The 25580-nt window shown below is 58.5% G+C and carries 24 protein-coding genes and 3 pseudogenes; 8 read left to right on the top strand and 19 right to left on the bottom strand.

All coding sequences use genetic code 11. The features are described from left to right. Positions 1 to 341 precede the first annotated feature (341 nt). From P3T42_RS10450 to P3T42_RS10460, 3 genes and pseudogenes are all read right to left on the bottom strand, one after another. Positions 342 to 2024, bottom strand: a pseudogene (locus P3T42_RS10450) (hypothetical protein); the annotation flags it as partial. A 15-nt stretch (positions 2025 to 2039) separates the two neighbouring features. Continuing rightward, a complete protein-coding gene (locus P3T42_RS10455; RefSeq protein WP_429305975.1) occupies positions 2040 to 2153 on the bottom strand; it encodes a GpE family phage tail protein in 114 nt (37 codons plus the stop codon). 8 nt (positions 2154 to 2161) lie between these two features. Next, positions 2162 to 2347: pseudogene (locus tag P3T42_RS10460) on the bottom strand (phage tail assembly protein); the annotation flags it as partial. Here P3T42_RS10460 and P3T42_RS10465 point away from each other — a divergent pair. Further along, positions 2341 to 3294 (top strand): annotated as a pseudogene (locus tag P3T42_RS10465) (phage portal protein); the annotation flags it as partial. The pseudogenes P3T42_RS10460 and P3T42_RS10465 sit on opposite strands and share 7 nt — an antisense overlap. A 225-nt stretch (positions 3295 to 3519) precedes the next feature. Here the strand turns inward: P3T42_RS10465 and P3T42_RS10470 are convergent. The 9 genes from P3T42_RS10470 to P3T42_RS10510 form a co-directional block, all read right to left on the bottom strand. Beyond that, a complete protein-coding gene (locus P3T42_RS10470; protein ID WP_429305976.1) occupies positions 3520 to 4290 on the bottom strand; it encodes a hypothetical protein in 771 nt (256 codons plus the stop codon). 41 nt (positions 4291 to 4331) lie between these two features. After that, positions 4332 to 5309 carry an SIR2 family protein gene (locus P3T42_RS10475; RefSeq protein WP_429305977.1) on the bottom strand — a complete coding sequence of 326 codons (978 nt, stop codon included), beginning with the start codon at positions 5307 to 5309 and terminating at the stop codon, positions 4332 to 4334. Between the two features lie 891 nt (positions 5310 to 6200). Beyond that, positions 6201 to 8036 carry a KGGVGR-motif variant AAA ATPase gene (locus tag P3T42_RS10480; protein ID WP_429305978.1) on the bottom strand — a complete coding sequence of 612 codons (1836 nt, stop codon included), beginning with the start codon at positions 8034 to 8036 and terminating at the stop codon, positions 6201 to 6203. Then, positions 8027 to 8611 carry a helix-turn-helix domain-containing protein gene (locus P3T42_RS10485; protein ID WP_408469085.1) on the bottom strand — a complete coding sequence of 195 codons (585 nt, stop codon included), beginning with the start codon at positions 8609 to 8611 and terminating at the stop codon, positions 8027 to 8029. The genes P3T42_RS10480 and P3T42_RS10485 overlap by 10 nt, the downstream gene beginning before the upstream one ends. Positions 8612 to 9564: 953 nt before the next feature. Next, entirely contained in the window at positions 9565 to 9777 is a 213-nt protein-coding gene (locus P3T42_RS10490) for an ogr/Delta-like zinc finger family protein (protein ID WP_408469087.1), read from the bottom strand. Further along, positions 9774 to 10073, bottom strand: a complete 300-nt coding sequence (locus tag P3T42_RS10495; protein ID WP_429305979.1) for an ogr/Delta-like zinc finger family protein — start codon at positions 10071 to 10073, stop codon at positions 9774 to 9776. The genes P3T42_RS10490 and P3T42_RS10495 overlap by 4 nt, the downstream gene beginning before the upstream one ends. Beyond that, positions 10052 to 11842 carry a replication endonuclease gene (locus P3T42_RS10500; protein ID WP_429305980.1) on the bottom strand — a complete coding sequence of 597 codons (1791 nt, stop codon included), beginning with the start codon at positions 11840 to 11842 and terminating at the stop codon, positions 10052 to 10054. Before P3T42_RS10500 ends, P3T42_RS10495 begins: the two co-directional genes overlap by 22 nt. A 98-nt stretch (positions 11843 to 11940) precedes the next feature. Then, the gene (locus P3T42_RS10505) at positions 11941 to 12111 is read right to left on the bottom strand and encodes a hypothetical protein (protein WP_429305981.1); all 171 of its coding nucleotides are present in this window, start codon (positions 12109 to 12111) and stop codon (positions 11941 to 11943) included. A gap of 385 nt (positions 12112 to 12496) precedes the next feature. Further along, positions 12497 to 12718: a hypothetical protein gene (locus P3T42_RS10510; protein ID WP_429305982.1), complete on the bottom strand. Its 222-nt coding sequence runs from the start codon at positions 12716 to 12718 to the stop codon at positions 12497 to 12499. Between the two features lie 637 nt (positions 12719 to 13355). On the opposite strand from P3T42_RS10510, the gene P3T42_RS10515 reads away from it, so the two are divergent. The 4 genes from P3T42_RS10515 to P3T42_RS10530 all read left to right on the top strand — a co-directional run bounded on the left by P3T42_RS10515 (position 13356) and on the right by P3T42_RS10530 (position 15488). Continuing rightward, positions 13356 to 13685, top strand: coding sequence for a helix-turn-helix domain-containing protein (locus P3T42_RS10515; protein WP_137957722.1), 330 nt, complete (start codon positions 13356 to 13358; stop codon positions 13683 to 13685). Between the two features lie 409 nt (positions 13686 to 14094). Next, a complete protein-coding gene (locus tag P3T42_RS10520) occupies positions 14095 to 14376 on the top strand; it encodes a BrnT family toxin (RefSeq protein WP_429305983.1) in 282 nt (93 codons plus the stop codon). Beyond that, a complete protein-coding gene (locus tag P3T42_RS10525; protein WP_429305984.1) occupies positions 14348 to 14623 on the top strand; it encodes a BrnA antitoxin family protein in 276 nt (91 codons plus the stop codon). Before P3T42_RS10520 ends, P3T42_RS10525 begins: the two co-directional genes overlap by 29 nt. A 325-nt stretch (positions 14624 to 14948) precedes the next feature. Beyond that, on the top strand, positions 14949 to 15488 hold the full coding sequence (locus tag P3T42_RS10530) for a phosphate-starvation-inducible protein PsiE (protein WP_429305985.1): 540 nt from the start codon (positions 14949 to 14951) through the stop codon (positions 15486 to 15488). Between the two features lie 78 nt (positions 15489 to 15566). Here P3T42_RS10530 and P3T42_RS10535 read toward each other — a convergent pair whose 3' ends face one another. Then, positions 15567 to 16880, bottom strand: a complete 1314-nt coding sequence (locus P3T42_RS10535; protein WP_074295380.1) for an Nramp family divalent metal transporter — start codon at positions 16878 to 16880, stop codon at positions 15567 to 15569. 622 nt (positions 16881 to 17502) lie between these two features. Between P3T42_RS10535 and P3T42_RS10540 the strand changes: the two genes are divergently transcribed. Further along, positions 17503 to 18432 (top strand): cation diffusion facilitator family transporter, encoded by a 930-nt coding sequence (locus P3T42_RS10540; protein ID WP_429305986.1) that lies wholly within the window; start codon positions 17503 to 17505, stop codon positions 18430 to 18432. Here P3T42_RS10540 and P3T42_RS10545 read toward each other — a convergent pair. The 6 genes from P3T42_RS10545 to P3T42_RS10570 form a co-directional block, all read right to left on the bottom strand. Beyond that, positions 18429 to 18992: a cytochrome b gene (locus P3T42_RS10545; protein WP_429305987.1), complete on the bottom strand. Its 564-nt coding sequence runs from the start codon at positions 18990 to 18992 to the stop codon at positions 18429 to 18431. The genes P3T42_RS10540 and P3T42_RS10545 overlap by 4 nt on opposite strands. Beyond that, positions 18989 to 20050, bottom strand: a complete 1062-nt coding sequence (locus P3T42_RS10550) for a catalase family peroxidase (protein WP_074295377.1) — start codon at positions 20048 to 20050, stop codon at positions 18989 to 18991. Before P3T42_RS10550 ends, P3T42_RS10545 begins: the two co-directional genes overlap by 4 nt. A 232-nt stretch (positions 20051 to 20282) precedes the next feature. Then, positions 20283 to 21077, bottom strand: a complete 795-nt coding sequence (benD, locus tag P3T42_RS10555) for a benzoate diol dehydrogenase BenD (RefSeq protein WP_429305988.1) — start codon at positions 21075 to 21077, stop codon at positions 20283 to 20285. Continuing rightward, entirely contained in the window at positions 21074 to 22096 is a 1023-nt protein-coding gene (gene benC, locus P3T42_RS10560) for a benzoate 1,2-dioxygenase electron transfer component BenC (protein WP_429305989.1), read from the bottom strand. The genes benD and benC overlap by 4 nt, the downstream gene beginning before the upstream one ends. Before the next feature lie 40 nt (positions 22097 to 22136). Next, the gene (gene benB, locus P3T42_RS10565; RefSeq protein ID WP_074295374.1) at positions 22137 to 22625 is read right to left on the bottom strand and encodes a benzoate 1,2-dioxygenase small subunit; all 489 of its coding nucleotides are present in this window, start codon (positions 22623 to 22625) and stop codon (positions 22137 to 22139) included. After that, positions 22622 to 23980, bottom strand: coding sequence for a Rieske 2Fe-2S domain-containing protein (locus P3T42_RS10570; protein WP_429305990.1), 1359 nt, complete (start codon positions 23978 to 23980; stop codon positions 22622 to 22624). Before P3T42_RS10570 ends, benB begins: the two co-directional genes overlap by 4 nt. A 164-nt stretch (positions 23981 to 24144) precedes the next feature. Here P3T42_RS10570 and P3T42_RS10575 point away from each other — a divergent pair, with 164 nt between their 5' ends. Next, positions 24145 to 25065, top strand: a complete 921-nt coding sequence (locus tag P3T42_RS10575) for a LysR family transcriptional regulator (protein ID WP_074295372.1) — start codon at positions 24145 to 24147, stop codon at positions 25063 to 25065. 170 nt (positions 25066 to 25235) lie between these two features. Further along, positions 25236 to 25547, top strand: a complete 312-nt coding sequence (locus P3T42_RS10580) for a BufA1 family periplasmic bufferin-type metallophore (RefSeq protein WP_074295371.1) — start codon at positions 25236 to 25238, stop codon at positions 25545 to 25547. Positions 25548 to 25580 lie beyond the last annotated feature (33 nt).

Raw genomic sequence — 25580 nt, forward strand, 5'->3', positions numbered from 1 at the left:
TCCCGACGTGCCGCGAAGCCGATACAGAGCGTTTTGATAGGTCGACTTTCTCGCTCGATGTCGAAGTCGCACGTTTTGACACAGCCTCGGCCGATTGGCGCCAGACGCAGGCTCGGGTTACCGGCGGTGCCCGCTATCTCTCCGAACATCCAACGGCGTGAGCAAGTGATTTTCGCACACGTCGAAAATGCCTCGCACGATCGGGCTACGATAGTCCAGCCGCCAGCCATCGGTAAACAGACGGGTCAGGAACGTCAGGTCTCTCATGACCGGGAACACCAGCAACTCGGACGCAACGCTGAACGACTCGCCAGCCAATCGGAGTCGCTCGACCATGTGGCCGCCGTCTTGTGCTCTTTCATGAAACCGACAACCTTTTCGGTAGCCGTCGCGGTGGCCTGCAGTGCGGCGTTATAGATCGGCGAAATCTTCTCGCCGATTTCGAGCTTGAGGTCGCGCAACTGGGCGAGCGCTGCGACTTCGCGGCCCTGCGTGAGCTGCTGGCCCTTGGCAGTCGCTTCGTCGATACCATCGGCGCCCGCGTTAAGGTGCTCGTTCTTGTGAATCTGGTCGCGCTGCATGTACATGGTCGTGAACAGGTTCGCCGCAGTGCGATTCGTAAAAATCGTCGCGATCATGTCCTTGACCTTGTCCGGGTCGGTGATGCCCTTCGCGGCCAGCTTCGGCAATAGCACCTTTTCGAGCCATTCGAGCGGCGAGGCCTTGAGCATGTCGCCGCCGGCGAGCGCGCCCGGTCGAATCTGCTTGATCATGCCGATCTTGTTGTATTCGACCATGCGCTTGTCGAGCAGATCAAGGCCCATCATGACCTTGGCCGCCTTCACGGTGGTCTTGCCCTGGTAGACGTTGCTGTACGCCGACATAAGTCCGGTGCCGACAGCGTGGCCGCCCATCTCCTGAATCAGCGGCTCCATCTGATAGTAAAAGGCATCCTTGCGCATCTGCTTGGCGGCGACGCCGCCCGTCTGGATGAAGTTGCGCCACTCGTCGCCGCCCACGCGGCCGCCGGTCGCCGTAAGCACCTTCTGCACCATGTTCGCCTCGTCTTTGAACGTGGCTTCGTTCCTGGTGCCGCCGCGCAGCTCGATCACCTTGAGCATGTTCATGAACTTTTCTTCGTTCGCGTGCGCATCCTCCGCGCCGAACATCGATTCATTGGCGAACTTCATTTTCGAGAGGGTCGGCATCACCATCTGCGCGTGGTGTTCGTCGGCAAAGATGGTCAGGGCGTCGCGCATCATGAGCACGTTGTCGGTCGTGCTCGTGCCGTATTGCTTCATCGCCCGTGCGTACTTCACGGCGTCCGCTGTGGCGTGGTCGCCGAGACCCAGCGCCTTGATACGCATGGCTTCAATCTCGAATTTCTTGGATTCTTCGAGGGAGTCATGCATGTCGCTCAGCACATGCATGCCGGTGCTGCGCGCAGCATAGCCGCCGACCGCCATGCCGGCCGCGACACCCTGCATGGTTTGCATCTTCGTGCGTGCGGTCGCCACCCTTTTTTCGCGATCGGCCAGCGACTCGAGCTTGCGCATCTGGTCATTCATCGTTGCCGTGGTGGCCGCGATGTTCGTGCGCAGGTCGCGCTCGTGCTGCGAGAGGTTACGCGTGCTGATGCCGGCCGAGGCAAGCCGCTCGCGCAGTTCCCCTACCCTCGTGGCCTGCTTGCCGTGTTCGGTGGTGAGCCGCTGCACCGTGACCTTTGCCTTTTCGAAGTCGGCGATCATCTGGCGCGACGGCGGCCCGGATGCGCGCAGCGCGCCGGCGAGTTCCTTTACGCGGGTTTGCGCTGTGTTGAGCTGCGTCGCGGTCGCGGCGAGACCGGACCGCATTTCGCGGAACGACGCGACGCCCTTTTGCGCCTTGACCATGTCGGCCAGCTCGCGCCGCGTCTCCTTCAGGGAAGTGGCGAGGCCCTTGTTACCAGCCAGCAGGTTTTTAAGGGGCTTCGTCATGTTGTCGACCATGTCGAACATCACGCGCAGTTTCAGGGCGTTATCCATCATTGTCCGCTTCCCTTATTCGTTTCCGGCGCGCACCCTCGCACGCTCGCGCCATTCCATCAGTTCGGTGAGGCTGAAAGCGTCCATCGTCGACGGCGGCCAGTGAAACACCGTCGCGATATCGGCCATCGGATCTTCTACGCGGTCAGGGATTCCATTTTCAATCTGACCGCCTTCGGCATTAAAAAACCGGCAAAGATACCCCCCAGTTGCACGAGGTCAGCCGGGTCGATATTGGCGACGTCCTGTTCCGTGAGCGTCGGCGTGGTGATGCGCGGCAGAACCTTTTGCAGCGCGGCGACGTCGAGATTGACGAGACCCGATGCCAGTTATGGATCGGGCCGAGATTCTGGATTATGTCGAGAGCTGGTCGGCCGGCGAGTGGTTCGAGCCGCCGGTGTCGTTCGCCGGCCTGGCGAAGTCGTTCCGCGCGGGCGTGCATCACAGCTCCGCGATCTACTTCAAGCGCAATGTACTGTCGTCCACATTCATTCCACACAAGTTGCTTACTCGCGAGGAGTTTGACAAGTGGGCGCTTGATTTCCTGGTGTTCGGCAATGGCCCGATTGAGAAGCAAAGGAACCGACTCGGCGGCACGCTCGCCCTCAAGCGGGCGCCGGCGAAATACATGCGGCGTGCGACCGATTTGCAACGCTTCTTTCAGGTCAACGGCATACAGGAAAGGCACGAATTCGAACCGGGTGTGATCTTTAATTTGATGGAACCGGATATCAATCAGGAAGTGTATGGCCTGCCCGAGTATCTCGGCGCACTGCACGCGGCATGGTTGAACGAGTCGGCTACGCTGTTTCGTCGTCGCTACTATGAGAACGGATCGCACGCCGGTTTTATCCTGTACATGACGGATGCAGCGCAGAAGCAGGAAGACGTAGACGCGTTGCGCGAGGCGCTGAAAAACAGCAAGGGACCGGGAAATTTCCGCAACCTGTTCATGTACGCGCCGAACGGAAAAAAGGAAGGGATTCAGCTAATCCCGGTGTCCGAGGTCACGGCAAAAGACGAGTTTTTCAACATCAAGAACGTGACGCGCGACGATTTGCTCGCCGCGCATCGCGTGCCGCCGCAGCTTATCGGCGTTGTCCCGAGCAATACGGGTGGGTTTGGGGCCGCAGACACGGCGGCCGAGGTATTCGGTGCGAACGAAATCGAACCGCTACAGCGCCGCTTTACTCAGATCAACGAGTGGATCGGAGATGAGGTCGTACGGTTCAATGCGTACAGTATCAAGCGGACGGGCGCCGCAGATTAGGCAGCTTCCGTCGTCGCGACGCGCTGCGTCCGGACATCTGCTGATGCTGGACCACGCTTTCCTAGCGCCTTTCGAATGTCGGTCTAGATTAACAACATACGTTCGTGCACAGACGATCTAACCGGCGCCATCTGTTATACCGGACCTTCGCATGAAGGTGCTCACTGGAGAGCAACAGCGCTATCGATTCAGATGAGGGACCGACGCACTTGCCGGTGTCGGCCCCTACGACGGAGGGGGGGAGATCCCCACAGAAACTGGGCGTTGGCGTTCAAATTGCTTGAGTTCAAGCGTCTTTGTATCGTCAAACTTAGCGATTACCAACGCGCCCTTCGTTGGCTCGAAAAAAAATAAGAAATCGCCTGTATGTCCCAGGTATCTCGGGCGCTGGGTCGGGTCAACCTGATTGACGACTCCAACAAAATCAATCGATGAGACGACATACTGAAACTTGACGCTATTGAAAATCTGGTCGGCGTTTAGGCGACCTTGGCCATACGCCAAGGTGGGGATCGTTGCCATCAAAAACAAAACAATGGACCGTGAGCTCTCGTCCGGGATGATCGACTGGAAAATCCCACGTTGTTTACCCGCAAAATAGACCGGGCCGGCGAACAGTAGTGCCAAGACACGCCACTTTTCGACCGGGCCGAACTGGAGAACTGCGAGCGTAATGACCACATACATCACAACTAGGATCGGGCGAATCTTGTGAAGAACATTACCAACTCGAGTGTTTCGACCACCGCCGGGGGGTAGTCTATTTCCCCCAGCCAGAAGCTCGCCGACAACTGCCCCTATTGCAAAAAAAACCAATGTGGAGGCGATTGGATAAGCAGTTGACTTGACTATGTCTGCGAGGGTCAGGTATTCGAGGATGTTCACATTGAACGTTGACCAATAGCCCCAAAGGTATAGGACTCCCACCGAGATGAAATACAGCGAGCAGAAGTACAGGTACGTGGATATCTTTTCATTCGGCGCTGGCTCTTGCATTGTGTCTGTCATTGTTGTTTATGGATCCACTTTTTATCGAGCTAGTCCAAGAAGAAGCGCAGAAGTTTCCCGTGTTCCAGCGTGTCGCCCGCGAACGTAGTACTGAGCGGGCGAGAGGAACCCCCGACATAGCGGACATCCATCAATCGCCCGGGATGGTCTTGAATCTGCGCATGCGGATTGCGCTTGTCGAGAACCTTCCGACCCGACGGGTTCACTACAAATAAGCCAAAGTTGTTTCCCACCTCATGAGCGTCGCAAATCGCATCATTGATATGCTCATCAGCGAAGCCATATCCGATGGTCATCAACAAGGCATTTTCCTCACTCAACCGGTCACGAAAATATTCCCCGTAGAAGCGAAGTAACGGATTCGCTTGGATCGCCTGGCGTTTTTCACCGCCGATCACCATAGTCGGTGCACGGTCCACGCCTTCGCCGTCGTACCAGTTCGAAGATCCGTGAAGCTTGATGATAGGCTGCAAGCCGTTTTCTATCGCCGGCGCTTCCCGGGCAGTGGTGGACCGCTGATCGAGCATTTCCTGCCTGACTAGCGGCGTGCCCGCATGTCCGGCACCTATTCGCCCGTGTACCCCTGGCCACTGGACTCCAGTCCACCGCCGGCTGTTGGCGAGTTCCACCCCGACGTAATGCATTTCCAAGAGAAGGTCTTGGTTCAGGGTGAAGATCGCATCAAAGCGCGCGAGAAACTCGATAACAGAAAACACGCCTTCGTTGGAAAAATTCAGCGCGGCGCGTTTTACGAACGCCATATTCATCGCTCTGAATGTCTGCTCGATCGCAGTCTGCAGCGCGAGCAGATCATCCAAGACGCCATTGTCAATCCGGAACCGAGTCTGCATCTCATGAAAAGCATCCTCGAAACCTCGGTCCACGAGGATTTGGCAAATCTGGGGCCGCGCTCGAAGTCGCCATAGAAGATCGTCCGCTACTTCACTAGCGAGCCAGCCGCCCCAATTTCTGCTGAAGCCCGCCCCAAGCAAGAGAAAACGCGGCATGTCGATGCTCCCGCCGACAATCGGCTCGCGTAGAGGGTATCAAAACTGTCAAGACCTTGACAGTAGATGTGTCACTTTACGTCCGGACTCGGACCAATCGCCGGATCACCTTTACTGGACAGTGGTATTGGCGTGGCAACGTTAGGCCTCCGGCGCGCTTTCCCGGGCCAACAGCTGCCTGACTTCGGTCCAACGGCGCGCGGGCAGTAATGCGACCACCAATGGGCCTCGGGGCGCGTGGGCGGTCCCGGTGACTTCAAGATCGCAGTCCCCCTCCCCGCCTGCCCGTCTCTTGGAGGGCAAGTTTTAGTGCGAGGGGCAGCCGGCCGCTCGCACCCGCGCCACAAAGGGCAGAGAGGGATTCTCGACGCATCACGTTGATGCGTTTTGGTGCGCGTAAATGCTTTTTGAAGTTCACGTGTTCGGATACGTTGGTTTGAGCGCCTCGCATATTCGGATCAGATTGAGTCAAGCGCAAAAATGATACTGCATGAAAATTTATCAGGCGTCAGCGAACTCAGAACCGTCATATGGAGTTTGCGGCCCGGAGGGTCGCCGCTGGTTGGTTGCGCCGCAACAACGCGTAGGCGTTCAGATGAGGGGCTGGCCCGGTTTCTTGGGGCGGGTGATAGGACCGCGACACAGCGGCCACCGCGGGATCGCTCCCCGAGGCCATCTCAAACCGGGCCGACAATTAGAAACACGCAGACGAGTAACAATGTCCCATGGCATTTACGCGCGATTATTTCCGACGATTTCCCAGTCAGATGTTGAGAAGCCGTCTACGCTTAACGCGTAGACGGCTTCTCGTTCGTCACCTCACCCACGCACAGCTATACGATTGGGCAGGTTTGATAATTAAAATGTCTTTCTCGATCAAGTAGTATTTTTTTATACAATTAAAAATGGGGGAATCTTATTTTCACCCAAAAACAAATCATTTAAATCATCGAGATCTCGAATGTAATTCGCCCACTGAACGTCGCGATAGCTCCAACAGCTGAAAATGAAGGGATGAAATTTTGTCCTTGCCACAAAATTTGCTTTCGTCAAATACTGATGTGCGGCGGCCGTATTTCCAGCCGCCCAATTCGAAAACGCCAGGCATTGCAATCTATTCAAATCAGACATTTCATCAATTGAAGGAGCCAATTCAATTGCCCGCTTGAATAGAGCAGTATTTCTCGAATCTCCGTGCCAATAAAGAGCCACAGCAAAATTAAACGCGTCCGTTATCTCCCGCGTGCTCGCATCCACCCCAGCTTCTTCAAATAGCTTGATTGCGGAAGCAAGCTCGCCGAGTCCGATTAAAGCGATGGCAAGTGCATGAGTTAAATTGTGTCTTTCATCGTCCGAAAGTCCGTCCCGCCTCAGAGCCACCTCTAGGATTTCTTTGGAGATACTGAGTGTTTTTCTATCCTTGTTTAGCTCAGAGGCAAGATAACGAATATCCTCAATAGACGAAAAATTAATTGCGTTAGACGACGAAATCTCACGACTCTCGACGCGACCATCTTCTAGTCGAAGCTGGATGGCAAACAAAAGATCGCTAACTTTTATCGACTCACTTCTATCAAATACACTAGCCAAATCAGTGATCGCGCCGTCACGTTCGTCCCAACGACCGTGCATTTTTATGCGCGCAAGATCCAAGCGAGCCCGCACATCCGGATATCCATTGGAAATCACACGCTCAAGAAGGACGCGGCTCACGTCCCATTTTCCAGCCGATCGATAGACACGAGAAAGCCAAAACAAGACCTCGTTATCCTCACCTAAGCAGGAAAGTATTTCTTCGATGCGAACCTCCACATCACTGGCTCTCAATCCCTCGCGGCCTTCCGGGTAATCTCTCGACACTGCCTGCAAGAAAGAGATCGCGGACCGTTTGTCCTCGGGGTTGCTTCTCGCGATCGCGGTTGCTAAATGTCCATACTGGCGGGAAAGTTGGCTCTTAGGGTGATCCAAGACAAAAATACTTTGATCCACCAACGCTAGCGAATTGTAGTGGTGAATTGTCGCGGCAAGCTTTGCGTAATTCAAATCTTTCCTGAACTCTTCAAGAGTGCGCGACAGAACTTCATTTTCATCATCCAAGTTCGGGACGTTAGACGCAACGAAATGAATTCGAGGATGGCGAAGTCCTGGGGTTTGCCGCTGCCGCTCAATCCCTGCGCAGATTTCTTTCAAGCCGAATAAGTTCTGCTGGTTAGGAGTAAAGACAAGACAAACAGCATTAGGTAATTGACGAGTGCAGATTCCTGCAACGTCAGTAAAGCCCGTTCGTGAGTCGATCAGGACATAATCGGGCCGCAAAGTCAGCTCCCACTGACTGCGGAGGTCCTCCATTAGCAGATATCCATCCCTTTCCGCGTATAAAGTCTCCCAATTGATGCTCGCAAATCGTTGCTCGTATCCCGAATCTTCCAGACCCGCAGGCATTAACCATATCGAACCGTCCGTCTCCGGGAACGAGTGAGCTTGATAGACGTAATTCTGAACGTCCGGGGCAACTTGTGTCTCAATATAGGTCGAAACGTATTCAACTATGCCTGGGCATGTGGGCACAACCGATTGGAAGTTAAAGGATCGAAGCCCCGGAGCCTCAAGGTCGAAATCGACAATCAGTACTTTCCGACCCAATTTAGCCAGCTCGGCGGCGACGTTCACCAAAGCCATTGACCGACCAACGCCGCCTTTAAATGAATAAAATGTGACTACATGCATTTGCGCTGACCATGAAAACGCAACTCAAAGACGTCTTGCTGAATCGCAAGTGATTCAATATTGCGCTCTGAAAGGGATCTAAATTTTCGGACCTGTGTTTCAGTTGAGGTCGACCTCGACGAGGGACTACCCCCCTCCCGCATTGCTATCAACATTTGATAGTTATCGCCAATCCCGAGCAGCCGAAGGAAATTATCCTGGCTCCTACTCTGCAGCTGCGCGCCGCTCTCCCAACGTTGTAACGTAGCTGTTCCAATTCCTGTGGCATTAGCAAATGCTGACGCAGAACCACCTTTACTAATCCGCAACTCCTTGATTGCCCCGGGAGTCAGCAACCCCAAGTGCGCACACACCGCCTCATGACGAATCCGCTCTGCAGTCTCGCCCAAAAAAGCCTCTTCGCAGTCCGGATTTCGACAGTAGTGCACCGGCACTGTTGCGGTCAGCGTTACGCTTTGCCCTGGCGGACCGTACTCGAAAGACTGCCGCTCATAGCGCGTCTCGACTTGGTCTGACTCGCAATCGGGACATACTAAGCGAGGCTCGGCAGTTGTGTTCAGCAGGAATTCGTTCATATAGCGATATGTTTCTATGTGCCGGATTGAATGTCAGCGTCCACTGTACTCACTGTAGTGAAAACTGCGGCCTTTTACACCGGGCGGTCCTAGTTGCAGCTTGATGTAGATCTCCCCCTGTGGCGCTTGCACCTTTATCACAAAGGCCTTTTTGCCTCGCGGCTTAGTGAGAATGATCACTTCTACGTCCACGTTTTGCTCCAACAAGGTAGCAACGTACTCCCATGCGGTGGAGTCGGTGAACGCACGGCCCTCCGCATCGGTTGGGTCGATGACCGTCGTCGGGCGCCACTTGGTTGGGCTCTCCGGCGTGAAGGCCGACGTCCGACACTTAGATCGCCTACAGTTGGCGATCAACTCGGAGCGAATATTTGAGGGGCACTCGCTGTCACTCATATGATAACGATGGTTGGACGAAAATCAACCTGCCTTCGCAAATTGATCAATTGATCGGAAGTATGAACTGATCACGGCTTGCATGCAAAGCAAAACTGACCGGATGCGAGGTTCGCGGCAAAGTTTGCCACAAACCGCATCCGACCCTTTCAGTCCAGAACCGAAAACGGCGTGTTGTCGCAACAATATGCGGAATGCATGCAATTACAGATCGCGTACGGACGATTCAGTGTGGCTAGTGGCCGTCACGCGGTCTCGGCAGCGACTCCGCGAAGCGCGTATTCCGGACATGCGGCCGAATCTTCCATAGAACGGCGAGCGATTGCTCCATACCGATGGCGCATCGTAGTGCTGGAGGTCCTAGCTGGCCCATCTCGAGGCGGATGCAGGCGCATCACGTTGTCGCGTTGACAGCCGATTCGTCTGAGCGCTCGGCCCTTACGTTGTCGTGTCGGTAGAGCTCCAGCGCAAGGAGTGGTGTCGCTGTACTGTCCTTTCCGCCGCTACGCGAAACGACACGGAGTGTCTTTTCTTTGTTCATCGCTCCCCCAAACTGGTTAAAGTTCAAACTGCAACTCGGTATTGCTTCGCCTCTCTCGTTTGGGTATTGGCAGTTCGGGCGGGAACATTTCGAGCTTTGTGCGATATGTGTGACCGCACGTAACGTCGTCGCATTGAAAGTCGATCTCCCAGTCAGTCTCTGATTTCTTTTCCATCGCTCGCGCGATACCGCGAGCGCCGCAATGCGGGCAAGCGATCGTGAATCTCACGGGCGGTTCTCCCGATTCATCGTCGTTCGCGCATTCACGGCTCCGCGCAGCATCGGCGATGGCCGCACTTCCAGCGACACGCCATCGCGCGGGCGGGATGACGCGGACAACGAGAACAGGATTTCGAAACCTGCCGGGGTGCGATAGCCACAGTCTTCGCAAGCGAAGTACATGCGCCGCAGCGTTGTCGACAGACCTTCGGTATGGCGTGCGTCAATTTCGCCGCCGCAGCAAGGGCAATCAATCTTCATTTGTGTCATGGGAGTTCCTCGCTCTATTGGTTCCATTGGCCCCATTTCGCGCTGCCCCCTTCCCCACAAGCGCTAATTTCGTTGCTGCGATCCAGCGGCGCAACCGGATCGGCTACCCCTAGCCGAACGCTCCGCGTACAGTTATTGACACAAGTCCGAGTGCTCGCGGCTTCGCCGCTGCGCTGAACCTTCCGCCATTCGTAGCGGGTGGCCGGAACGAATATCTCTGTTTCCTTCGAGTACGCGCACATACCGTCTACGATGTAAGCAATGCCCGTTGCTGCAACACCGTGCGGCACCTTGACTGGCGCAATGCCGTACCGGCCTTCGCGGTGCTGTGTGGTGCGTTTAACGTAGATCAGGCGTTCTTCGCCCGCGATGCCGCCCATCGCCCGCGCGTATTGCGCCCAGTCCGCCTTATGGGTTTCGGTCTTCTGCGCCGCATGCCACGCCGCCACGATTTCCGGCGATTCCTCGGCGGGCGGCAAGTCTTCGGCCTTCACACGCCGCAGCTCGCGCCACACGCCGACAGGCGCACCGCCGAACTGTTGAAACTGGCGGATACCCCAAAGCGCAGCCCACGCTTCGACGCGCTGCGACGGTGTAATTTCGTCTTCGCCCCACATATCCGCCTGGACGATGTAGCCCTCTTGCGTCTTGTGGTCACCGACCGCGTGGCCGTCAATGTTCTTCGCGATGTACTTGGCGATGTAGCCAACTGCCGAGCCCTTGCTGCTGTCGATCCGCTCAAACTTCACGCGCCGTTCCTGCGCGCCGGCTTCGTTGCCTGAATCGCGCAGGCCATGGGCGCGCATCACCGCGCATACGCGATCAACGTTGTTCGAGAAAATCAGGCCGTGCCAGTGCGGCGTGGCGTCGTGGTGCGGCTCGGCCACGCGCATCCCGAAGTAGGTCACGCCCTCGCGTTTGAGTTGCGCGCGAATCCGTGCCCACACGTTGCGCAAATACACCTGCCCGTCGCGAGCCGATGCGCCGTTGTATTTCTTGTTTGGAATGAACCGGGAGCCGTTGCCCAATTGCCGGATCGCGTGAAAGCGGCTTGGGCATGTAAGCGTGAACATCACACCCTCAAAACGCGCCGCGACGGCGAGATCTTCGCAGCCGCGCAGACGCGTCATCAGCTCGCCCCGTTTGAGCGCCTTATTGGAAATGCTCTTTGCTGCCAGCTCGGCGAGCGTGAAACGGTGGCCGAGTTCGTTTTCCAGCGTGACCGATTCGAGCGTGGCCGCGTTGCGCCAGTTCTGCGCGATGCGCCGGCGCACGGCCTCATCGCTCGCATACGGCTCGGCCTTATAGTGAACGTAATGCAGGCGGATATTTGAATGTTCCAGCGTGCGGATATGCAGCCGTCGCAGTTGGCGGCGCCACCACAGTTCGCACTTCACGCGCAGCACCTGTTGCGCCGGATCATCAAACGCCGGCATCGGCACGCCATATGCCGCGCAGGTGCGCGCCGCGACCACGAACGCCTGGGCAACGTCGAGACCCAGCGCACGAAGCACAACATCATTAGCGAGCGTGCGCGCCTTCATGCAGATTTCGTAGTCGGACGCGTCGGGGCGCACCGGCATCGAGTCCGGTGCGTGTTCGCCAACAAACGCGCTCATGCTGCGCTCGGCGGCGTTCATGTCGAACATGTACGGCGCACCCATCTTGCGGGCGCTTTCGCGACCTGCGCTCTCCGCCTTGCGATATGCCCGTCGATACCATTTGTACGGGAGGCGCTTACGGGCTTTTAGCGCGGCCGGCAGTTTCGGCAGTTCGGTTTCCGCCGCGTTCGCGTAGATCCACATTACTCACCCGCCGCTAGTGAGTCGACCTGGTGGATTCGTTCTCCCTTCCAGGTCATACGCGAACAGACAGAGCCGTAAGTCATCGCGATATACCCGGCTCAGTCAAGTTTTCCGTTCAGCCAGGCAACACGGCCGGCCGCTTCTTCTGGCGAACCATGGTCCGACTCTGGGCGCCACTGGCCAGACGGATCGTAGAAACCTACGGTGTAGTTCACGCTGCTAAATCCTTCGCTGTCACGGGAGCGCTCTGCTTCAATATAGACGTACATTTCTTGTCCTCTGGTCAATCAACTACAAACAACCGGCCGAGCCGGTACGGTGTAATCGTCTTGCGGCTCTCCATGCACGCCACACCATGCGAGGATGGCAAGTAGCGAAATCAGCCAGATCGCCCACAGGGGCATAGGTCTGTCGCGTTTCGGTTTTTCCATGGAATTTCCTATCGAATGACCCGGCGCCGCGCCGCCATCTTGTTCAGGAGGGGCCGCAGCTCATCCAGCGCACGGGCTGCGGCCAGATCTCCGCGCGCGGTACGCGCCGGGGCGTACAGGACGAACGGGGGGACCATCACCCCGGCGCCAACGCCAAACGCGGCGAGGTCTTCAATCAGTTCGCCGAGTCCCTGCCTCAGCTCGTTGGGTGGGATCGCCGAAGTCACACGCGCCCTGTTGTCTCATGCAACGCTGCACCAAGCGCCTCGTCGCGCGTAAGCAGGTACGTATCTCCCAGCGGGATGTTTTCTTCGTACCAGTGAATCTGGCGCTTCCCCACCATGAAGTAGCCGCCGCGTGCGTGCTGCTCAAAATACGGACCACACTCCACGACACCCGGGGCCACTGCTCGCGGCTTCGCCTGTTCGACATCGACATCCGTCATGCGACACCTACGGCGCTCAGGTGCGGGCACCCTTGTCGGCGCGCATGTATCACATGCCAGCTTGCTGAACGCGCCCGGTAGCGCGCGCGTTGCACTTCGTTGTGTGCATTCAACTCGCGACGAATCGCGTCCGACTCGTCACCCATTACGTTAGTAGTCCGATTCATATCCATTATGAAATCTCCACTGCGATATTGATTGGTTCTGGCTATTCGAACGCAGCGTTCGTGTCGGTTGCGTACTCGATCGTTTTCATTCTGTCCATCCAGCACACGTCACCCCGGACGTCGCAGTCCACTTGCGGACTAAATGACAATCCAAGTCCATTTGAGAACAAAAAGGTGCGATGGGCTGACGTGCAAACGCCGAAGGTGTAAGCGTTTGTTGCAACGAAACTTGCATTTGACCTCCCCTTGTTCAACCCCTTGAACGATGCACTTAGTGAAAGTCGCCCGGCGGCTGGGTAGCTAATCCAACACCGGCGGGGTTGGGAACCGGTTGCCGGGGCGACGGGTGGACTATAGTTCGACACGGTCGAACATGTCAACTACGGTCGAACGTTTTGTTACGTCGAACGTTGCCTCTGGTCGAGCGTTCGGATAGTCTTGACGGCGGGTTGAATTAACTGGGGTTGTCAATGAAAACAACGATTGAATGGCTTGATGCCGTTAAGGCTGCTTTGGAATTGCCTTCTGACTATGCTGCCGCTAAGGCGCTGGGCGTCACGCGCTCAACCGTCAGCGCCTATCGCAACGGCAAATCCACCTTCGACGAAGACACCTGCTTTCGGGTCGCGGAGATTCTGGGAGTAAGGGCTTTTGAAGTCGTCGCGGCGACGCACGCTGAGCGCGCCCGCGATGATCGTCACCGCGACTTTTGGATGGACGCTTTGGAAAATTTTTCCAAGGGTTTTCGGTGGCTGGCGCTACCCGCTAACGCTTGTGGGGCTTGGTTCCCGCAGGTGTAACGCCAGCTATTAGTTAGCTAAGCTGTTTATATTATGTCAAATTAAGTTTCGCTACCTCATCTACTGTCGTCGCCCGTATCGAGCCCGATACGGCTGCCCCTAACGTTCCGCCTGCCGAACTGCTCACGTGGGTCGACGTTCACGCGCCGCATTTTCTGTCGAGCCGGCGCGGCTTCGCGCTGTACGTCCGGGGATGGCACGTTTTCGACCGTGCTCGCGCGCTGGCGGTCGAGCCGCCGCGAATGTGGCGCTCAGGCCGGATGTTTGCGGGCAGTGACCCGCCGGCATACGTGCATGAGAAAACAGCGGCCTGAACTTCAGATGCCCAGAATACGGCAAATAACGTAGTTACAAAAACACCTTGCAGCGGTGTGTTTTTGTAACTACAATAACCATGTGAAGTTCATTTATGAGAACAACCCACGATCCAGCCAAAAGCAGAACCAACGAGGAGAAACACCGCGTTTCCCTAGCTCTCGCCGAAGAGATCGACTGGCCTTCCGTCTGGTGCACACCAGACGACCGGAAAGACTATGGCGAATTGCGCGAGATTGGCTACACCGTGATCGACGCCCGCCTCTATTGCGTGGTGTTCACGCAGCGCGGTGAAACCTTCAGGGTTATCAGTCTGCGCAAAGCCAACAACCGGGAGATTGAACGTTATGAAAAAGCAACCCAGATTGATCCGTAACACGCCAGAAGAAGAAGCGGCGATCAAGCGCGGCATCGCGGCCGACCCGGACACGTTCGAGCCGACCGATGAGCAGTTCGCGCAGATGAAGCGACGCGGCGGCCGTCCAAAGCTCGCACACCCCAAAGTCGCTGTCACCGTCCGGTACGACGCGGAAATCATCGAGCAATTCAGGGAAAGCGGCGAAGGTTGGCAAACACGCATGAACGACGCGCTGCGCGACTGGCTTAAGACTCACCGCGCGTAAATATCGGTGGCGCTCGATGCGGGCCAGAGGGCGCTAATCGTCACGGTACAAATGTTCGTTGCTGACGTCGCATCTGCCCTGAACGACTGGCAACCGAAAAGCCAGCTTCGAGGACGCGCGTCCCATCTCAAGCCTCACAAGCCAGCCACAGTCGGCAAAGTCGGCCTGTTCTGCTGTCCAGATCGAGCGACGACATGACGCATCTATTAGCTACCCCAACATGCTAAGTTTGCCAATCGCTTTCCGCATGCCCTCGCCGGAGAAGCGGAAGGCAACCGTTCGTTGCAGTTACCGCCCTCCCCGCGTATAGCTAACGCTCCATGCCATGTCGTCAGCACGCGTCGCCACACTTAATCGCTTAACCACACAGACCGATACCGATGAACCGCAACCTCACGACACTATTTCAACGCTGCACGGAGCACCGCCAGTGAAGTACGAAGGCACGCTTCGCAAGCGCATCAAGGAACGGCTCGAGCAAATAATAGAAACAGCCGAACTGATCGGCTTGCTGGTCACCGGAATCGGAACCGCGCTGGCAATGGGTCATCTGATCTGGACGATGGCGAACTCCGGCGACGTCACGCTGACGGACCTGCTGCTGATGTTTCTCTACCTCGAAGTGTTCGCCATGGTGGGGCAATACCTGAAGGCCGGGCAACTGCCCGTGCGCTTTCCGCTCTACATTGCGATGGTTTCGATCGCGCGCGACGTTATCCTGCGCGCCGGCACGAATACCAATCTGCATCTCGTTGCATCAGCCGGCGCTATTGTGCTCATAGCTTTAGGGGTACTGCTGATTCGCTACGGTCAGTCGAAATATCCGAGTCATACCAACGAACGACCTGAGGATGGCGGCCACTGAGCGGAGGTTGTTGAACCTCGTCGCCCCCACGCCACCACAGATGCGGCCACGGCGCAGGGTGCTTTCCGCCCTCGCGTCTCAAGCGCTGGGCAACCCCGGGATGCTCACACCAAACGTTTGAAGAATCAGAATAACGTTAAGCACCAGAATGACCACGGTTCCAAGAATCGCCGCCGCGCTAACCAGCCGGCTGGTGGCAAACGCGCCCATGATGTCGCGTCTGCGGGTAAAGATCACCAGCGCAATCATCGGCACGGGAAGCGCAAAACTCAGGACAACCTGGCTATAGACCAGCGCATCGGTGGCATTCACGCCTAACGCGACCACGACAAATGCCGGCGCCATGGTGACCATGCGGCGCAACCACACTGGAATGTGAAAGCCGACAAAACCCTGCATGATCATTTGTCCCGCCATCGTTCCCACCACCGAACTGGAAACGCCGGAGGCAAGCAGCGAAATGAGAAATACCGCAGCCGCACCGGCGCCGAGCAAAGGCGTCAGCATGTGATAGGCCGTTTCAATTTCCGCGATGTCGGGATGCCCCACGTGAAATGCAGCGGACGCCATCACGACCATCGCCATATTGACGAGACCCGCAACCGAGAGGGCAATGACCACCTCACGATTGGAGAACCGCAGCAGCTTGCGGCGACCCTCATCGGTCCGGGCGGGCGCGCGGTTCTGCGTCAGGCCTGAGTGCAGATAGATGGCGTGCGGCATGACGGTGGCGCCGAAAATGCCGACTGCGACTGTCACCGCCTCGCTCGAATGCAACGTTGGCACGAAGGTGCCGTGAGCGGCTGCCGCCCACGATACGTGAACCATGAACAGCTCGACGAGATAGCACAGGGCAATCGCAGCAACGAGGCCCCCGATGATCAGCTCGATTGGTCGGAATCCCTGCTTTTCCGCCAGCAATATCGCGTAGGTGACCACCCCGGTCACCACCATGCCGTCGATCAACGGCAGATGGAACAGGAGCGACAGACCGATTGCCCCGCCAAGGAATTCCGCCAGGTCCGTTGCCATCGCGGCAATTTCACTGACGCCCCACATTGCATACACCACCGGCATCGGGAAATGCTCGCGGCACATCTCGGCGAGATTCCGGTTGGTCACGATACCGAGTCTCGCCGACAGCGCCTGGAACAGCATGGCAATGACGTTGGCCGCCATGACGACCCACAGCAGGGAATAGCCGTACTGCGCGCCTGCCTGAAGATTGGTGGCAAAGTTGCCTGGATCCATGTAGGCAATGGATGCCACGACGGCTGGGCCAGCAAATAAAAATAATCTGCTGAGGCCACCCGCCTTTCGACCGGCCAGCACTTCATTGATTGCACTTACGGTCCGATCCGTTATCCTTATTGAGGCCTGTCCACCGTTCATTATCAAATCCTTCTAGAAAATAATTTCATGTCTGGCTGCTCCCGACCACGGCGAGCGCGCATGGATTCAGATAAGCCTGAGGATATGACACCGGACCACCGGGCCGGAATGACCGCAAAGTGAACAAATATTTATCAATCGGACTAACGAAACGGATCGGATCGGGACGCCCTCGAATCGCAGAAAGGTCAATGTAACCTGGGCAGTGTTGCGGCGGTGTCGTCAGTTAACGAAACCTTATCGAAACGATTCGAATTATTGAATGTTCTTTCCGGCGGATTCCCGGCAACATTGCCTTACGCAAAACGTTCTGGAAATGAATCATGTTGAGCAGAATCACTACCCTCCCCGTCGGTCATACGCCGAATATGCCCGTCCGATCCCTCGCCCGAATGGCGCTAGGGTTTGCGATTGTGCTCGGTGGATTCGCAGTGGCCGCCGTACATCTGGTTCAACTGCTCTCTGGCGGCTACTAGCCTGTTTGCATGCGCAGACTTGCGCACGTTCACGCGGAGGATATACCTTAACCACTCGGCTGCGTACCGGAACGTTCGCACGGTGGAAAACCATTTCGTACCCGGACAACGCCCCCAATCAACGTATCGCCAGAGAGGTTGGATCGATGTCCGAACACATGTCCGATGGTGCGCTTCGGCGAATGGCGTCAATGGCTGCGCTCGTGGTTGCACTGGGACTGGTCGTGATCAAGGTTTGGGCGTGGCTCACAACCGGCTCCATTTCATTGCTGACCTCTGCCGCGGATGGCCTCGTCGATGTCCTCGCCTCTACCGTCACCTTTGCCGGGGTGCGTTATGCGGCGCGCCCTGCCGACCGTGGGCATCGTTATGGGCACGGCAAGGCAGAGGCGGTCGCGGCCTTCGTCCAGGCGCTGCTGCTCGCGGCGGCAGCGGTTGGGCTCGGCGTCGAATCGGTTCAGCGTCTCCTGGTTCCTCAGTCTCTGAACCAGACGGGATTCGGCATCTGGGTGATCGTGGCAAGCACCCTGGCCGCGGCCGGACTTGTCGCTATGCAAACGCTCGTGGTCAGGCGCACCGGCTCAACCGCCATTGCCGCAGACCGGGCGCATTACGTGACGGATGTGGCGGTCAACCTTGCCGTGCTGGTTGCGCTGCTGCTCGAACGCTTTCTCGACTGGACCCGGGCCGACGCGCTCGGCGCACTGGCCATTTCCGCCTACATGCTGTGGAATGCGCGGGGCATGGCGGCAGAAGCGTTGCTCCAGTTGCTTGATCGTGAGCTGGATCTCGCCGAGCGGGCACGCGTCGAGGCTGCCGTGCTGGCATGCGACGGCGTGCAAGCCGTTCACGATATCCGGACGCGCAACGGCGGCGACCGGGTTTTTATCGAATTCCACGTGGAAGTCGACGGGGCGCTCACTGTCGCGACGGGTCACACCATCGCCGATCGTGCGGAAAAAACAGTGCAACGCCTGTTCGAGGCTGCCGACGTGACGGCCCACCTGGAGCCCGCCGGCATCGACGACGAACGTCTCGACGACCTGGTCAGGTCAAACACACCCAAAGCCCACTAATCCCCGGAACCCTCCGCCTTCCCCCCGGAGCGCCACAGCGCCATCGCCTCAAAGACCCCGTCGCGTCTCACCAGCGCATGCAACAGCGCCGCCGCCAGATGAACCACAATCAGCGCAAAGAAGCACAGCGCAAGCGCCCTGTGTGCGTTCCACAGCAGCGTGTGCAAACAGTTGCTATGCGGCAGGAAGGACGGCAAGCGCATCCCGAACACCACGACGGGATAGTCCGCGGCCGACAGCATGCCCCAGCCGATCAGCGGCAGCCCGATCATCAACAGATAGAACGCCAGATGCGACAGACGAGCGGCGAGCTTCATCGGTTCGGGCATCGAGGCCGGCAGCGGCGGCGCGCCGCGCGTCAACCTCACCGCCAGGCGAATCAGCGCCAGCACGAGAATCGTGATGCCCAGCGGCTTGTGGATGGACACCAGCGAAAGATAATCCGGGCGAACGGTGGACACCATCCCGACGCCGATGAACAGCATCGCCAGAATGCAAACCGCCATGAGCCAGTGAAGCACGCGCTGCAGCGGTGTAAAGCGATTGCGGATCGGGCTCATGGCGTGTCTCCTCCGGCCGGATGGTGCGGATAGTCCTTATCCTCGGCGGTGCGCCGGTTGAACGATACGGAATAGGCGGCGGAGCGCGCGGCGGGAAACGGATCGTCCGAGACGTGCATGCCTGGCGGCAAGACGGTTGGATCGAAGTTGAGATCACGACACGGCCCGTCAGCCTCGGGCTCGATGGCGCTGACCACCAGCGTCCCCGCCTCCACCTTGCGTCGATCTTCCGGCCAGGCTTTGCTGGGGTCCGCGGTCGGATCGCCGGGATTGGCGAGCGTGACCACCAGCGTCCATCGCTGCGGCGCGCTTTGCACCCGCTGCGTAATATCCGCGGCGAGGAAGTCGGCCCCCTTCGCCTTCAATTGATCCGGGGAGACGGCCTCGGGTTGCGCCGCCGGCACGTAGGACCAGCGTACGGCCTGGTCCTGTCCCGAGGCATTGGTGAAGATGAAGCTATTAAGGCTGTTGTAGCGCTCTTGCGCGTATGAGGCCGTCCACGGTGCACTGCCGGCCCACGCGCCAAAATTGCCGAGTTCGGGATGCGCAGCAGCAAAATTCTTCATGGCGTCCGGGTCGCTCTTGTTGGCCGAGGCCTGCAGCAGTCCGTAGAAGGCCTGCGGTGTGGCGACCGGGAAGAAGGGTGCGTCGATCATCGCCGAGCGCCATTCGCTTCCATCCGGGGCGACGATGCGCAGACTGAGGCCCCTGACCCGAACCGTAGCGTCCGGCGCTTTGGGATCCTGCGTAGCGAGATTGAAACGGCCCGTGACCGGATACGAGCCAGGGGCGAACATCGGCGCCTTCGACAAGGCCGCACCCGCCCCATTCGATTCGAAGCTGCCGGTAAAGCAGATACCCTTCGAGTGGTTGCGCCGGAAGCCCAGCGCCGCGCCCCCTGGGGGCGCAAGCGCGTTGACGATCTTTGCCGGCGTCAGGCGCCCCGGCGAGAGCCAGCCGGCCGTAAAGGCGAAGGCGGCGACCAGCACGACCACCACGACTGCAATCAGCGCCAGCGAACGAACGGTGGATGGGTTGGAAGTCGGTCTGTCGGTCATCGATCTCTCCCGATGGCGAATGCCGGGAACACCTGCCGGCACAAGTGTAGAACGATCTGGTCAGGTTGCATGGAGCCGTTGCAGTCCAGACAATACACTCGAATTCGTCGGTTGTCCCCACTGCCCGCTTTGGCACGATCACACTCGATCGTGCTTGCCTCGCAACCGGCCTGAGGCGCGGCAGGCTTCGCCCAGGGCCGGCGGCAGTGTGGAAGAGCATCGCACGGAAAGATCAGCCGGTATCCCCGCCCGCGACCGGCAGCACCGTGCCGGTGATATAGCTCGCCTCGTCCGAAGCCAGGAACAGAATGGGAGCGACCTGCTCGTCGATGCTGCCGTAGCGCTTGAGAAAGGTCGATTCGGTGACCTGCCTCACCGCCTCGCCCATCCAGACTTTTTCCTGCTCGCTGTCGCCGGCCGTATTGCGAGGCACGCGCCGCGCAGGCGCGTCGGTGCCGCCGGGCGCGGTCGCGACGACGCGGATGTTGTGCGCCGCGTATTCCATTGCCAGTGACTGCGTCATCGCGTTGACCCCGCCCTTGGCCGCCGAATACGGCACGCGGCGAATCCCACGGGTGGCGTTCGATGAGATATTGACGATGGTTCCGCTGCCGCGCTTGAGCAGGTGCGGCAGCACCGCGTGGCACGCGTACAGCGTGGGCATCAGCGAGCGGCGAATTTCCGCATCGATCTGCGCCGGTTCGAACTCCGCGAACGGACGCATGCGAATCGCCCCACCCACGCCGTTCACCAGGATGTCGATACCGCCAAACTGCCGCACGGCAAACGCCATCGCCGATGCCGCGCCTTCATACGTTTCGAGGTCGGCAACGAACCCGGCCGTGTCGGCTGTGCGAGTGGTGTGCGTGCCTTGCGCTTCGGCGGCAACTTCACAGACGAAGTCGGCGCGATCCACCAACAGCACCTTGCCGCCTTCGGCGGCCGCACGCAGCGCGACAGCACGACCAATGCCCTGCGCCGCGCCGGTGACGACCATGACCTTGCCGGCGAATCGTTGCGTGTTCATGCGGTCCTCGGCGAAGCGTTGGGCGTGAACTTCTCGTAGTGGAAGCTGTTGGGTTTCATGCCGTTGTCGTCGAAATACTGACGCACGGCATCGACCATCGGCGGCGGTCCGCACAGGTACACATCGACATCGCCCTCATTCAAGGCCTCGGCTGGAATGTGCTGCGTCACCCAACCCTTGCGCGGATGCGCCGAATCCGCATCGGCGACGACCGTGGCGTAGCTGAAATTCGGCAGCTTCGCCGCGTACGCATCGAGGGCGTCCACCTGCACGAGATCAAGGTCTCGCGTCACGCCATAGATCAGATGAACCTTCTGCTGCGAAGCGACGCGCGCCAGCACTTCCAGCATCGCCAGAAACGGTGCAAGGCCCGTGCCGCCCGCGAGGAACAGCAACGGCCGCTCCACGGCGCGCAGATAGAAACTCCCCAGCGGTCCGGTCAGTTCCACCCTGTTGCCGGGGCATGCGGATTCGAGCCAGGTACTCATCACACCGCCGGGAATCTTCTTGATCAGAAAGCGGATTCTCGACTCACCCGGCGCCGATGAAAAGGAATACGAACGATGCTGTTCGCTGCCGGGAACATCGATGTTGACGTACTGACCCGGCAGGAACACCGGTGCCGTGGCCTCCACGTCGAGCTCGAGCACGACGGCTGCGTCGTTGTGCGGCTCGATCTTCGATACCGTCGCGGCGAACCTGCTCTGCTCCGTCTTGCACACATTGGACGAGGCCGGCACGGCAATCACACAGTCGCTTTGCGGCACCATCTGGCAGGTAAGGACGAGACCGCTGCTCTTCTCGTCGTCGCTGAGGGCGTCCTCGATATAGTCGTCGCCCAGATCGTAGCGACCGCTTTCGGCACGGCACTTGCAGGTGCCGCACACGCCGTCGGAGCAATCCATCGGCAGGTTGATTCTGGCGCGAAAGGCGGCATCGAGCACCTTCTCGCCGGCCTTGCATTCGACGAAGCGGGTCACGCCGTCCTCGAAATTCAGTGCAATGGTGTAGCTGGACATACTGTCTCCTTCCCTTCTCATCTCTCTCCGGCACTCGACCTCAAACGTGGTAGACGTCGAGCACCTGGCGGATGTAGTCGTTCTTCAGCACGATTCGCTTGCTGGCGATCAGCAGCCCGTCATTGACCTTTCGCAGGGTGACGAACATCGTGCCGAAGAAATGATCGGTGGTTTTGTAGCGGTGATTGAGCGTGTTGAAGTTGTAGCGCACGTCGACTTCATTGCCGCGTTCGGCCAGCACTTCCACATTCGTCACGTTATGGCTGGTGCGCGGTTCGGGCATCGACGCCCCGCTACGCTCGGTCTTGATGCGAAACACGCGGTCTTCCAGGCCGCCACGGTCCGGGTAATACATCAGCGAGATCTGGCTCTCGTGGTCGTCGGTAAGCTGGTCGTCGTCATCCCACGCCGGCATCCAGTAGGTGACGTCTTCCGTATAGCAGGCCAGCCACTCGTCCCACTGACGGTCATCCAGCAGACGCGCTTCGCGGTACAGCGTGGCGCAGATTGTCGGGTAGTCGAAGCTCATGCCGAGACTCCCTCTTGTTCTTTTTTCAACGCCTCGCGCATCACGTGCAGCCAGTATTCGTGCTGGCACACAAAGAGGCCCTCGTCCTCGCTCCGCTCGCCGGAGATCAGCGGCTTGAGGCCCATGCTCTTCGCGTTTGCGTCCGGGCCGTCGACCCACAACGGCGCGCCGCGCGAAAGGTCGTTCCACAACGCGGTGGTACCGGCATAACCGGCCTGACACGCGCGGAACTCTTCCAGGTCGTCGGCGGTACCCATTCCCGTGACGTTGAAGAAATCCTCATACTGGCGGATACGCGTGGCGCGGTCGGCGGCGCTCTCGCCCTTTGGCGCAAAACAGAAGATGGTGACTTCGGTCTGGTCTACGGAGAGCGGACGCACCACACGAATCTGGGTGCTGAACTGGTCCATCAGAAACACGTTCGGATACAGGCACAGGTTTCGCGTCTGGTTGACGATGAATTTCGCCTTTGCTTCGCCGACGCGTGCGCCGATTTCTTCGCGGTACTGATAAACCGGACGCACTTCCGGGTTCATCGTGTTGGTCCACAGCAGGATGTGGCCGTGTTCGAACCCATACACGCCGGCTACCGACCGGCTCCAGCCATTCGCATCCACCGCCTTGGTGCCGTCGACCTTGCGCCGGTCCATCGTCGCAGCGTAGTTCCAGTGCACGGTGCTAACGTGGTAGCCGTCGCAACCGTTCTCCATCTGCATCTTCCAGTTGCCGTCGTAGATGTACGAGGAGTTGCCGCGCAACACTTCGAGCCCGTCCGGCGCCTGGTCGACAATCTGGTCGATGATGACCCGGGTCTCGCCGAGGTAGTCCTCCAAGGGCAGCACATCGGCGTTGAGGCTGCCGAACAGGAAGCCACGATAGCTCTGAAAACGCGCGATCTTTTTCAGGTCATGCGAGCCGTTGGTGTTGAATTGCACCGGATATTCGGTGGTCTTCGCATCCTTCACTTTCAGCAGCTTGCCGGTATTGGAGAAACTCCAGCCGTGGAACGGACAGGTGAAGCTGCCTTTATTGCCGTGCTTTCGCCTGCACAGCATCGCCCCTTTGTGCGCGCAGGCGTTGATGACCGCGTGCAGCTCACCGCCCTTGTCGCGGGTGACCACTACGGGCTGGCGGCCGATCCACGTGGTGTAGTAATCGTTGGGGTTGGGAATCTGGCTTTCGTGCGCCAGGTAGACCCAATTGCTCTCGAAGATGTGTTTCATCTCGAGCTCGAATAAATCGGCGTGGGTGAAGATGTCGCGGCGGCAACGGAATACACCGCTCTGCCTGTCGTCCTGAACGGCGGTGTGCAGCAGTTCATCCAGTTGCCTGGCTTTGTCGGTAGTGGCGGCCATGTGTGCGCTCCGTATGCCGGGGTTAACCCTTGATTCAGCATCCGCCATTCATGCCTGAAAGGTATAATTCGGTGCTGAAACATCGTGTGAAGGCAGAATAATGGACGTCAAAACGGCCCGTCCAACACCGATTTAGTATTGGTCTATATCCTGGAGGTATTGAGATGGAGTTGCGACATCTTCGCTATTTCGTCGCGGTGGCCGAGGAACGCAATTTCACGCGCGCGGCGCAGCGATTGCACATGGCTCAGCCCCCTCTGAGCCGCCAGATACAACAGCTCGAAGAAACGCTTGGCGTGCAGCTATTCGAGCGCAACTCGCGCCCGTTGAAGCTGACGGAGACGGGCAAGTTCTTCTATTCGCATGCCGTGCAGTTGCTGGCTCAGACCGCCGAACTCGAATCCATGACGAGGCGCGTGGGCAATATCGAACGGAGTCTCTCCGTCGGGTTTGTGGGCTCGACGCTATACGGCATGCTGCCCAAAATCATCCGCCGCTTCCGCGACGAGAACACCACGGTCGAACTCAGCCTCCATGAGATGTCGACAATGGACCAGATCCGCGCGTTGAAGGATGGCCGGATCGATGTCGGGTTTGGCCGGATTCGACTCGAAGACGCGAGCATCCGCCGGGTGATTCTTCGCGAGGAGAAGATGATCGTTGCCCTTCCGGAGGGCCATCCGCTCTCGCTCGCCAAGCCGGTCCTGGCGCTTGGCGATCTGGTCAACGAGACGCTGATCATTTTCCCGAAGGCGCCAAGACCCAGTTACGCGGACCAGGTGCTTGCGGCGTTCCAGGACCGTGCGCTCAAGCCGCGGCGGATCTATGAGGTGCGAGAGCTGCAGATTGCGCTAGGGCTCGTCGCAGCGGGAGAAGGCATTGCTGTCGTACCGAGCAGCGTGTACGGCCTGAAGCGCGACGATGTGAGCTACAAGGAGCTGGACGATCCCACACTGGTATCGCCCATCATCATGAGCATGCGTGCGCTCGACGAGTCGCGCGACATCCGCGAGATGCTTGAACTGATCTACCGGCTGTACGAGGAAGCACAGATACCCCATGTACCTCGTATCGCCACGTCCTGAAGGCAAGGAGCCAGGACAAGGGCGCGGCTCGAAGGGATGGAGACGGTCCCCGTCGCAGCCGGCAACCGGCTGAAAAAAATTGCTCCTCGCTGTAACCAGGGCTTCGTCATCGACGAATTAACGGTTGTATCCACCACGGGTACCTTCCATTCCAACCCTGGAGAAATTCCATGTCCGCAAAGACCACCGTCAGTTCCACGCTGCTCGCCGGCGTCGTCGCCAGCCTGCTCGCTTCGGTCGCTCACGCCGCGCCGCTTACGCCGGCCGAAGCGAGCGCCGCTGTCGCCGCTCACAAGGAGAAGTGCTATGGCGTCGCCCTCAAAGGGCAGAACGACTGCGCCGCCGGTCCCGGCACGACCTGCCAGGGAACGTCCGCGACGGACTTCCAGGGTAACTCGTGGAAGTTCGTCCAGGGCGGCACCTGCACGAGCATCGAAGTGCCGGGCGGTGGCCATGGCTCGCTCACTCCGCTGAAGTCCTGATCCCAGCAACGACGCAAGCAAGGGTGCGGCCAT

The sequence above is a fragment of the Paraburkholderia sp. GAS38 genome, from assembly GCF_050434965.1.
GTDB classification, from domain to species: Bacteria; Pseudomonadota; Gammaproteobacteria; order Burkholderiales; family Burkholderiaceae; genus Paraburkholderia; species Paraburkholderia phenazinium_A.